We start from the raw sequence: 9,543 nt of genomic DNA, 5'->3' as shown, positions 1-9,543 counted from the left end.
CGGTGTGCATGGTGCGGCGCACCCAGCCTGAGACGGTGCCGGCGACCGAGTCGATGTCGGACTCCAGTGGCGCGTCGAACTTCTTGTGGTACGTGGCGTGGTCGCCGATCACGACCAGCATCGGCACCCGGGCCCGCCGGGCGTTGTGCAGGTTGGCCAGGCCGTTGGCCAGGCCGGGTCCAAGATGCAGCAACACGGCGGCGGGACTGCCCGATATGCGGGCGTATCCGTCGGCGGCGCCGGTGGCAACTCCTTCGAAAAGAGTGAGGACGCCGCGCATGGCGGGCACGGCGTCCAGTGCGGCGACGAAGTGCATCTCCGAGGTGCCCGGGTTGGCGAAACACACCCGTACGCCGTTGTCCACCAGTGTCGTGATGAGTGCTTGCGCGCCGTTCACCGGGACGACTCTAGCCGGGTTTCAGTCACCTCGGATGCCGTCAAGACGCCGGGTCGCCGCCTCGAAACCGCTGACCAGTTCGGCGACGATCGCTGCGGCGGGGCGTATCTCGTTCATCCGGCCCACGATCTGACCGACCGGCATCGCCACCGCGGTCGGATCCTGGGACAGGCTCATCCGCTGGTGCGCCTGCGCCACCAGGACGTTCTGCAAGGGCATCGGCAGCGGTTCGGGGGCGCCATCGGAATCCCAGGCGTCGGTCCAGCGACTCTTGAGCAGCCGGGCCGGTTTGCCCGAGTAGATCCGGCGGCGCACGGTGTCGCCGGAGGTGGCGGCCAGCAGCGCTTCCTGGATTACCGAGGGGCCCTTGTCGCTGCGGACTCCCAGGTCGTATTCGGCGGCGGTCAGGAACGCCGAGCCCATCCACACCCCCGATGCGCCCAGGGCCAGCGCGGCGGCCACCTGGCGGCCGGTGCCGATTCCGCCGGCGGCCAGCACCGGGGTGTCCCCCACCGCGTCGACCACTTCGGGGACCAGCACCATGGAGGCGATCTCACCGGTGTGACCGCCGGCTTCGTAGCCCTGCGCGACGATGATGTCGACGCCGTTGTCGGCATGTCGGCGGGCGTGGCTGGCTGCTCCGGCCAGCGCAGCCACCGGCACCCCGGCGGCATGGGCCTGCGCGAGCACATCGGCCGGTGGTGAGCCGAGAGCATTGGCGATCAGGCTGATTCGGTGGCGCCCCCCAAGGGCGACGTCGACGTGGGACCGGGCCACCGAGTGCAGCCAGCCCAGCACCCCCTCGCTGCCCGCCCCGTCCTCCGGCAGCGGCGGAACACCGAGGTCGGCCAGCGTCTTGGCGACGAAGTCCCGATGTGTCTGCGGGATGAGCTTGCTGATGTCCACGCTCGTGCCCTCGGTGGGAATCGTCGCCGGCATCACCACATCGACGCCGTAGGGCTTTCCGTCGGTGTTGGCATCCATCCAATCGAGCACCGCGTCGAGATCGTCCGACTGGTTGAACCGCACGCAGCCCAGCACACCCATTCCGCCGGCGCGGGTGACCGCGGCGGCGACCTTCTCCGACGGCGTGAAGACGAAGATCGGGTAGGCGATGCCGAAGCGGTCGCACAGTTCGGTGCGCATCAGTTGCCTCCCCCGTGTTTGGCGTGCACCTCGTCGGCGGGCCGCGCCACGGTCTGCTGCTTGGCCCAGGTGTAGTCCGGCTTGCCGGCCGGTGAGCGCTTCACCTCATCGACCAGCCAGAGGCTGCGCGGGACCTTGTAGCCGGCGATGTCCTTGCGCACGAACGCATCCAGATCGGCCAGGGTAGGGCGCTTACCGGAGCGCGGGGCGACCACGGCGGCGACGTGCTGCCCGTAACGCTCATCGGGCACCCCGACCACCAGGGCGTCGAACACCTCGGGGTGGCCCTTGAGTGCGGCTTCCACCTCCTCGGGGTACACCTTCTCCCCGCCGGTGTTGATCGACACCGAGCCACGGCCGAGCATGGTGACGGTGCCGTCGGACTCCACCATCGCGTAGTCGCCCGGGATGGCGTAGCGCACGCCGTTGATGGTGCGGAAGGTCTCGGCGGTCTTCTTCTCGTCCTTGTAGTAGCCGACCGGGATGTTGCCGCGTTTGGCGAGGATCCCGCGAACCCCCGAACCGGGTTGGACTTCGTTGCCGTCGTCGTCGAGGACGACGGTGTTCTTGTCGATGCTGACCCGGGGACCGCCGGCCTGGGTCTGGCCTTTGGCGACGATGCTGCTGCCGCCGAAGCCGGTCTCCGAAGAACCGATGGAGTCGGTGATCACCCGGTTGGGCAGCAGTTCCAGGAAGCGCTCTTTGAGGCTGGGTGAGAACAGTGCCGCGGTGCTGGCGAGCAGGAACAGCGACGACAGGTCGCGGCTGTCGATGCTGGCCTCCAACGCATCGAGCAACGGCCTGCCCATCGCGTCGCCGGTGAAGAACAGCAGGTTCACCTTGTGGTTCTCGATGGCTTTCCACACATCGTCGGCGTTGAATTCCGGTGCCAGGACAACGGTTTGACCGGCGAACAGCGCCATCCAGGTGGCCGACTGGGTGGCGCCGTGGATCATCGGCGGGATCGGGAATCGGATCATCGGCGGGGCGGCGGCGGCTTGCTTGGCATGGTCGTATTCGTCCTTGACGAACTCGCCGGTGGCGAAGTCGGTGCCGCCGAGCAGCACCCGGTAGATGTCCTCGTGGCGCCACATCACGCCCTTGGGGAATCCGGTGGTGCCACCGGTGTAGAGCAGATAGATGTCATCGGGGCTTCGCTCCCCGAAGTCGCGTTCCGGGGACCCCTGGGCTAGTGCGTCGTCGAAATCCACTCCGCCGTAACGGGCGTAGTCACCGTCGCTGCCGTCGTCGACGACAACCACCGTTTTGACGTTCGGGGTCTCGGGCAGCACACCTGCCACCCGGTCGGCGTACTGCCGTTCGTGCACCAAGGCAACCATGTCGGAGTTGTCGAACAGATAGCGCAACTCCCCCTCGACGTAGCGGTAGTTGACGTTGACCAGAATGGCGCCGGCCTTGACGATGCCCAGCATCGCTATGACGATTTCGATGCGGTTGCGGCAGTACAGGCCGACCTTGTCGCCCGTGTGCACACCGTGGTCGATCAGATAGTGGGCGAACCGGTTCGCCTTGTCTTCCAACTCGGCGTAGGTGATCTGCTCATCACCGCAGATCAGGGCCACCCGGTCGGGTACGGCGTCGATGGCGTGCTCGGCAAGGTCGGCGATATTCAGGGCCACAGAACCTAAACTAGAACCTGTTACAGTTCTCCACAAGTGCGACCGGAAGGCGACTAACCATGGCCCCCGAGAATGCCCACGCCCTCATCGAACAGCGCGGGCACGTCCTGATCGTGACGATGAACCGCCCGGAGACCCGCAACGCCCTGTCCGGGGAAATGCTGTCGATCATGGTGCAGGCCTGGGACCGGGTGGACAACGATCCCGACATCCGGGCGTGCATCCTGACCGGTGCCGGCGGCTACTTCTGCGCCGGGATGGACCTCAAGGCCGCCACCGCCAAGCCGCCGGGTGACTCGTTCAAGGACGGGAGCTACGACCCGTCACGTATTGACGGTCTGCTCAAGGGGCGGCGGCTGACCAAACCCCTGATCGCCGCCGTCGAGGGCCCGGCCATCGCGGGCGGCACGGAGATCCTGCAGGGCACCGACATCCGGGTGGCCGGGCAGAGCGCGAAGTTCGGCATCTCCGAGGCACGCTGGAGCCTCTACCCGATGGGCGGATCCGCGGTGCGTCTGGTCCGCCAGATCCCCTACACCATCGCCTGCGATCTGCTGCTGACCGGCCGGCACATCACGGCTGCCGAAGCGCTGGAGTACGGGCTGATCGGGCATGTGGTGCCTGATGGCCAGGCGCTGGAGAAGGCGCTGGAGATCGCCGAAGTGATCGCGGGCAACGGGCCGCTCGCGGTTCAGGCGATCCTGCGGTCGATCCGCGAGACCGAGGGCCTGCACGAGAACGAGGCCTTCAAGGTCGACACCAAGATCGGCATCGAGGTGTTCTTGAGCGAGGACGCCAGGGAAGGGCCGCTGGCGTTCAAGGAGAAGCGGGCGCCACAGTTCAAGATGCGCTAGCGCGTTCGCGCCGTCCACGGCGAAATTCGACCGCCGAACGTGAACACACCGCTACAAATTCTCCGACTTCTCGCAGTAGACGCACACTCGGCGTCAGACCAGCACCGGCGCCGACGGGGTGAACACGACGGGCATGGCCTCCAGGCCGCTGACGAAGTTGGCCGGCCGCAGCGGCAGCGCGGAGTCCATGAAATCGGGGGCCAGCCGCAGGTCCGGCAGTCGCGTGAGGATCGTGCGCAGCATCGTGGTGAGTTCGAGGCGGGCCAACTGGTTTCCCAGGCAGAAGTGGGTGCCGAATCCGAATGCCAGGTGGTTGTTGGGATTGCGGTCGATACGGAAGTTCTCCGGGTCGCCGAACACCGCCTCGTCGAAATTCGCCGATTCGAACATCAGCATGACCTTTTCGCCTTCGCGAAGCTCGGTGCCGTGGAACTCGGTGTCGGCGGTGAGGGTTCGGCACATGTTCTTCACCGGCGAGGTCCAGCGCAGCATCTCCTCGGCCGCCGTGGGGATCAGTTCGGGGTCATCGACGAGGCGCCGCCACTGGTCGGGATGACGCAGCAACTGCTCGGTGCCACCGGACAGGGTGTGACGGGTTGTCTCGTCGCCCCCGATCAGGATCAGCAGCGTCTCGAACACGATCTCGTCATCACTCATCCGCTGACCATCAACTTGCGCGTTGACCAGGATGGAGAACAGGTCGTCGGTGGGTTCGGCGCGGCGCCTGGCGGTGGTTTCAGTCGCGTAGGCGGTGTAACCGGCGAAGGCATCCATCAGCGCCTGCACGGCGGCCTCGTCGGCTTGGGAGTTCAGCCCGCACACCAAGTCGTCAGACCATTTGAGCAGCGTTGCCCGGTCGGCGGGCACCACCCCGAGCATGTCCCCGATGACGGCCATCGGCAGCGGTGCGGCGATGTCGCGGACGAAGTCGCATTCGCCGCGCTCGCACACCGCGTCGACGAGAACGTCGCACAACGTCTCGATCCCGGCGAGCTTGGACATCACCTGCTTGCGGGTGAAGCCGGCGTTGACCAGCTTGCGTCGCAACAAATGTGCGGGGTCGTCCATGTCGATCATGTAGGGCATGGCGGGCTGATCCGGCCGGATGCCCCCGGTCGAGGAGAACAGTTCGGGGTTGCGTTCGGCCTCGATCACCGCCTGGTAGGTGGTCGCGGCCGCCTGGCCGTGGCGGTCCCGGAACACCGGTTCATGCGCCCGCATCCATCGGTAGGCCTCCCGGGCCCGGCCGTCCGCATAGAAGCTTCCGTCGGAAAGGTCGACGTCGGGCCGTGCGGTCTCGCTCATGGTCGCTCTCCACATCTTTTGGCTGACGGGTCTGTGGCCAGGTCTACAGTGGCACCATGGCCGTCCAGCACACCATCGCGGGCACCGTGTTGACCATGCCGGTGCGGATCCGCCGGGCCGATGTGCACACGGCGATGTTCTCGGTTCCGGCCGATGCCGCCCAGCGGCTGATCGACGACAGCGGGCTGCAGGTGTGCCGATTCCGTCCGGACCGCGCCGTGGTGACGCTGATGCTGGCCCGCTACCTCGACGGCGATCTCGGGCGCTACCACGAGTTCGGCACCTGCGTCATGGTGAACCCGCCCGGCTCGTCGGCAACCGGCATACCGGCCCTGTCGGACGCCGCGGCGTTCATCCATCATCTGCCGGTCGACCAGTCGTTCACCCTGGAGGCCGGCCGCACCATCTGGGGTTTCCCGAAAATCATGGCGCAGTTCAGCGTTCGGGATGCCAACCCGTTCAGCTTCTCGGTGTCGGAGGGCGGTTCGCTGATCGCAGGCATCGAATTCAAACGGGGCCTCCCGATCCCGATGAGATCCAAGCCCCAGGTACTCAAGACGTACACCCACGCCGACGGCACGACCCGCGAAGTCCCGTGGGAAATGCGGAATTCCAAAGTGCGATTCCGGCCCGGCGGGGCCCGGCTGGAGCTCGGCGACCATCCCTACGCCCGGGAACTGGCCGGCCTGGGCCTGCCCAAGCGCGCGATGGTGTCCGGCTCGGTGGGCAACGTGGAGATGACGTTCGGGGACGCGCACGTACTGCGCTGAGTTCATAGCAGCGCGGCGACTTCCCGGATCTGTTCAGGGCTTCGCGCCCCGATCACCATCATCGTGACCCCGGCCGCCTCCCACACCGCGATCTGCTTGCGGACATAGTCGATGTCGCCGACGATCGCGGCATCATCGACCAGTTCGTCGGGGATGACAGCGGCGGCTTCATCCTTGCGGCCGGACCGGAAGAGTTTGGTGACGCCGTCGACCACCTCGGAATAACCCATCCGGCGGTACACCTCGGCGTGGAAGTTGGTGTCTTCCGAGCCCATGCCGCCCATATACAAGGCCAGGAAGGGTTTGATCATCTCGAAGGTGGCGGGACGGTCATCGGTGACGACAACCTGTGCGGTGGCGCAGATCTCGAAGTCGGCCCGAGTGCGTCGGGCACCCGGGCGGGCGAAGCCCTCGTCGAGCCATTCGTTGTACATATCCGCCAGCCGGGGCGAGTAGAAGATCGGCAGCCACCCGTCGCAGATCTCCGCCGCCAGCGCGATGTTCTTGGGGCCCTCGGCGCCGAGCATGATCGGAATGTCCGCCCGCAACGGGTGCACGATCGGCTTGAGCGACTTGCCCAGCCCGGTGGTTCCCTCTCCGGTCAGCGGCAGTGGGTAGTGCGGGCCGGGACTGGTCACCGGGGCCTGTCGGGCCCACACCTGGCGGAGGATGTCGATGTATTCCCGGGTGCGCGCCAACGGCTTGGGGAACCGCTGGCCGTACCAACCCTCGACCACCTGCGGCCCGGACACACCCAGGCCGAGGATGTGCCGGCCGCCGGAGAGGTGATCCAACGTCAGGGACGCCATCGCGCAGGCGGTCGGGGTCCGCGCCGACAACTGCACCACTGAGGTCCCGAGCCGCATCCGGGTGGTCTGCCGTCCCCACCACGCCAACGGGGTGAACGCATCCGAGCCCCACGCCTCGGCGGTGAAGACGGTGTCGAAGCCGGCTTCCTCGGCGGCGGCCACCAACTCGGCGTGGTTGGTGGGAGGCTGGGCGCTCCAGTACCCGAGTTGCAGACCGAGTTTCATCGCTGTCTCTCTCTTCCTTCCTGTGCGCAGTCCTGACGAGCAGTTCTTGCCAGCCTAGTTAGAACCTGTTCTACTCGATGCTGTGAGCGTCAGCCAGAGCATCTCGGCCTTGATAGATTCCCACGAGCCACCGCTTTCCGCGCCGCTGACACTGTCATTTGACTACACCCGTTCAGTGGGCCCGACGTTGGGCGCGTTCTTCACAGCACTGCGCAGTCGCCGCATCGTCGGGATCCGCGGTTCCGACGGGCGGGTGCACGTTCCCGTCGTCGAGTACGACCCCGTCACCTGTGAACGGCTGACCGAGATCGTGCCGGTCGACAGCGTCGGGACAGTGGTGTCGTGGAGTTGGCAGGCCCGTCCGCTGGAGGGTCAGCCGTTGGACCGGCCGTTCGCCTGGGCCCTGATCACGCTCGACGGCGCCGACACCCCACTGTTGCACGCGGTCGACGCGCCGGACGGGCTCAAGACCGGCGACCGGGTCCATGCGCATTGGGTCGGCGAACCGGTCGGGGCGATCACCGACATCGCCTACTTCTCCCTCGGCGATACGCCGGAGCGGATACCCGACGATGCCGATCAGGCCGACGACCGTGAGCCGATCACGATGATCGTGGTGCCCGAGAGCCTCGCCGTCGAGCACAGCGCGTCGGCCCCGGAGAGCATCTACCTGCGTGCACTGCAGTTGGGCACGCTGCTGGGTGCCCGCGCCGGCGACGGCGGCAAGGTGTATTTCCCTCCGCGCGAAGCGGATCCGGCCACCGGCAAGGCGCTCGATCAATTCGTCGAGTTGTCCGACAAGGGCGTCGTCACGACGTTCGCGATCATCAACATCCCGTTCGCCGGTCAGCGGATCACTCCGCCCTACGTCGCGGCCTACATCCTGCTCGACGGTGCCGACATCCCGTTCCTGCATCTGGTCACCGGGATCGACGCAGCAGACGTGCGGATGGGCATGCGGGTGCAGGCGGTCTGGAAACCCCGGGACCAATGGGGTCTGGGCATCGACAACATTGAACACTTCGAGCCCTCCGGGGACCCGGATGCCGACTACGACAGCTACAAGCACCACCTGTAAAGGGGACGTGGACCGCAGATGAGCAGAGAAGTTGCCGTCGTCGGCTTCGCACACGCGCCGCACGTCCGCCGGACCGAAGGCACCACCAACGGCGTGGAAATGCTGATGCCATGTTTCGCCGAGTTGTATGCCGATCTCGGTATCACCCAGCGGGACATCGGGTTTTGGTGCTCAGGATCCTCTGATTACCTCGCCGGCCGCGCATTCTCCTTCCTCAACGCCATCGACTCGATCGGTGCTGTCCCGCCGATCAACGAGTCCCACGTCGAGATGGACGCAGCCTGGGCGCTGTACGAGGCCTACATCAAGGTGCTCACCGGGCAGGTCGACACCGCGCTGGTCTATGGATTCGGCAAGTCCAGTGCGGGAACACTGCGTCGGGTGCTGGCACTGCAGACCGATCCGTACACGGTTGCACCGCTGATGCCCGACGCGGTGTCCATGGCGGCTCTACAGGCACGACTGGGCCTGCAGGCCGGCAAGTGGACCTACGAGCAGATGGCGCAGGTCGCTCTGGAGAGTTTCGCCGCCGCGCAGCGCACCGATTCGGAGAAGCCCGCGAAGAGCGTCGACGAGCTTCTCAGCCGGCCGTTCTTCGCCGATCCGCTGCGCCGCCATGACATCGCGCCGATCACCGACGGGGCCTCGGCGATCGTGCTGGCGGCCGACGACCGGGCCCGGGAGTTACGCGATCGGCCCGCCTGGATAACGGGTTTCGAGCACCGCATAGAGACTCCGGTGATCGGAGCGCGCGACTTGACCACCTCCCCGTCGACCGCGGTCTCCGCCCGGGCGGCGACCGGCGGCGACGTTGGGTCGATCGATGTGGCGGAGATCTATGCACCGTTCACCCACCAGCAGTTGATCCTCAGCGAAGCGATCGGGCTGACCGAGTCGACCAAGATCAATCCCTCCGGAGGGGCGCTGGCCGCCAATCCGATGTTCTCCACCGGTTTGGAGCGGATCGGCTTTGCCGCACGCCATGTTTTCGACGGCTCGGCACAGCGGGTGCTCGCTCATGCGACGAGCGGACCTGTGCTGCAACAGAATCTGGTGGCTGTGCTGGAGGGACGCAACTGATGGCAGGCAAGCATCTGGCCGCCGTACTCGGTACCGGGCAGACGAAGTACGTCGCCAAGCGCACCGACGTATCGATGAACGGTCTCGTGCGCGAGGCGATCGACAAAGCCCTGGCCGACAGCGACACGACTTTGGACGATATCGACGCCGTGGTGGTCGGCAAGGCCCCGGACTTCTTCGAGGGCGTCATGATGCCCGAGTTGTTCATGGTCGACGCCCTCGGTGCGACCGACAAGCCA

Annotated in this window: 9 protein-coding genes and 1 pseudogene; 5 read left to right on the top strand and 5 right to left on the bottom strand. The window is 66.4% G+C overall.

All coding sequences use genetic code 11. The features are described from left to right. The 3 genes from ADBZ5N_RS14830 to fadD19 all read right to left on the bottom strand — a co-directional run. A partial coding sequence (locus ADBZ5N_RS14830) for a thiamine pyrophosphate-binding protein (RefSeq protein ID WP_526258631.1) occupies positions 1–397 on the bottom strand: 397 nt, incomplete at its 3' end. Between the two features lie 21 nt (positions 398–418). After that, positions 419–1,543, bottom strand: a complete 1,125-nt coding sequence (locus ADBZ5N_RS14825) for an NAD(P)H-dependent flavin oxidoreductase (RefSeq protein WP_526258629.1) — start codon at positions 1,541–1,543, stop codon at positions 419–421. Beyond that, positions 1,543–3,219: a medium/long-chain-fatty-acid--CoA/3-oxocholest-4-en-26-oate--CoA ligase gene (fadD19, locus tag ADBZ5N_RS14820; RefSeq protein ID WP_526258627.1), complete on the bottom strand. Its 1,677-nt coding sequence runs from the start codon at positions 3,217–3,219 to the stop codon at positions 1,543–1,545. Before fadD19 ends, ADBZ5N_RS14825 begins: the two co-directional genes overlap by 1 nt. Positions 3,220–3,242: 23 nt before the next feature. Here fadD19 and ADBZ5N_RS14815 point away from each other — a divergent pair, with 23 nt between their 5' ends. Beyond that, on the top strand, positions 3,243–4,037 hold the full coding sequence (locus ADBZ5N_RS14815) for a crotonase/enoyl-CoA hydratase family protein (protein WP_526258625.1): 795 nt from the start codon (positions 3,243–3,245) through the stop codon (positions 4,035–4,037). 93 nt (positions 4,038–4,130) lie between these two features. On the opposite strand, the gene ADBZ5N_RS14810 is transcribed toward ADBZ5N_RS14815, so the two are convergent. Continuing rightward, positions 4,131–5,342, bottom strand: a complete 1,212-nt coding sequence (locus ADBZ5N_RS14810) for a cytochrome P450 (RefSeq protein ID WP_526258623.1) — start codon at positions 5,340–5,342, stop codon at positions 4,131–4,133. Between the two features lie 56 nt (positions 5,343–5,398). On the opposite strand from ADBZ5N_RS14810, the gene ADBZ5N_RS14805 reads away from it, so the two are divergent. Then, on the top strand, positions 5,399–6,112 hold the full coding sequence (locus ADBZ5N_RS14805; RefSeq protein WP_526258621.1) for an acetoacetate decarboxylase family protein: 714 nt from the start codon (positions 5,399–5,401) through the stop codon (positions 6,110–6,112). 2 nt (positions 6,113–6,114) lie between these two features. Here ADBZ5N_RS14805 and ADBZ5N_RS14800 read toward each other — a convergent pair whose 3' ends face one another. Continuing rightward, on the bottom strand, positions 6,115–7,146 hold the full coding sequence (locus tag ADBZ5N_RS14800; RefSeq protein ID WP_526258619.1) for an LLM class F420-dependent oxidoreductase: 1,032 nt from the start codon (positions 7,144–7,146) through the stop codon (positions 6,115–6,117). Between the two features lie 82 nt (positions 7,147–7,228). On the opposite strand from ADBZ5N_RS14800, the gene ADBZ5N_RS14795 reads away from it, so the two are divergent. The 3 genes and pseudogenes from ADBZ5N_RS14795 to ADBZ5N_RS14785 all read left to right on the top strand — a co-directional run. Further along, a complete protein-coding gene (locus ADBZ5N_RS14795; RefSeq protein ID WP_526258617.1) occupies positions 7,229–8,224 on the top strand; it encodes a Zn-ribbon domain-containing OB-fold protein in 996 nt (331 codons plus the stop codon). Between the two features lie 18 nt (positions 8,225–8,242). Then, entirely contained in the window at positions 8,243–9,304 is a 1,062-nt protein-coding gene (locus ADBZ5N_RS14790) for a thiolase family protein (RefSeq protein WP_526258615.1), read from the top strand. Then, a pseudogene (locus tag ADBZ5N_RS14785) lies at positions 9,304–9,543 on the top strand (thiolase domain-containing protein); the annotation flags it as partial. The gene ADBZ5N_RS14790 and the pseudogene ADBZ5N_RS14785, both read left to right, overlap by 1 nt.

The sequence above is a fragment of the Mycobacterium sp. genome (genome assembly GCF_044370595.1).
Lineage (GTDB): Bacteria > Actinomycetota > Actinomycetes > Mycobacteriales > Mycobacteriaceae > Mycobacterium.
Note: the sequence above shows the minus strand (reverse complement) of the source record. Positions and strands in the feature narration are given on the sequence as shown.

Excerpts from the sequence above, each read along its gene's own strand:
- ADBZ5N_RS14810 (WP_526258623.1), bottom strand. The coding sequence starts at position 5,342 with ATGAGCGAGACCGCACGGCCCGACGTCGACCTTTCCGACGGAAGCTTC.
- ADBZ5N_RS14825 (WP_526258629.1), bottom strand. The coding sequence starts at position 1,543 with ATGCGCACCGAACTGTGCGACCGCTTCGGCATCGCCTACCCGATCTTC.
- ADBZ5N_RS14815 (WP_526258625.1), top strand. The coding sequence starts at position 3,243 with ATGGCCCCCGAGAATGCCCACGCCCTCATCGAACAGCGCGGGCACGTC.
- ADBZ5N_RS14800 (WP_526258619.1), bottom strand. The coding sequence starts at position 7,146 with ATGAAACTCGGTCTGCAACTCGGGTACTGGAGCGCCCAGCCTCCCACC.
- ADBZ5N_RS14805 (WP_526258621.1), top strand. The coding sequence starts at position 5,399 with ATGGCCGTCCAGCACACCATCGCGGGCACCGTGTTGACCATGCCGGTG.
- ADBZ5N_RS14790 (WP_526258615.1), top strand. The coding sequence starts at position 8,243 with ATGAGCAGAGAAGTTGCCGTCGTCGGCTTCGCACACGCGCCGCACGTC.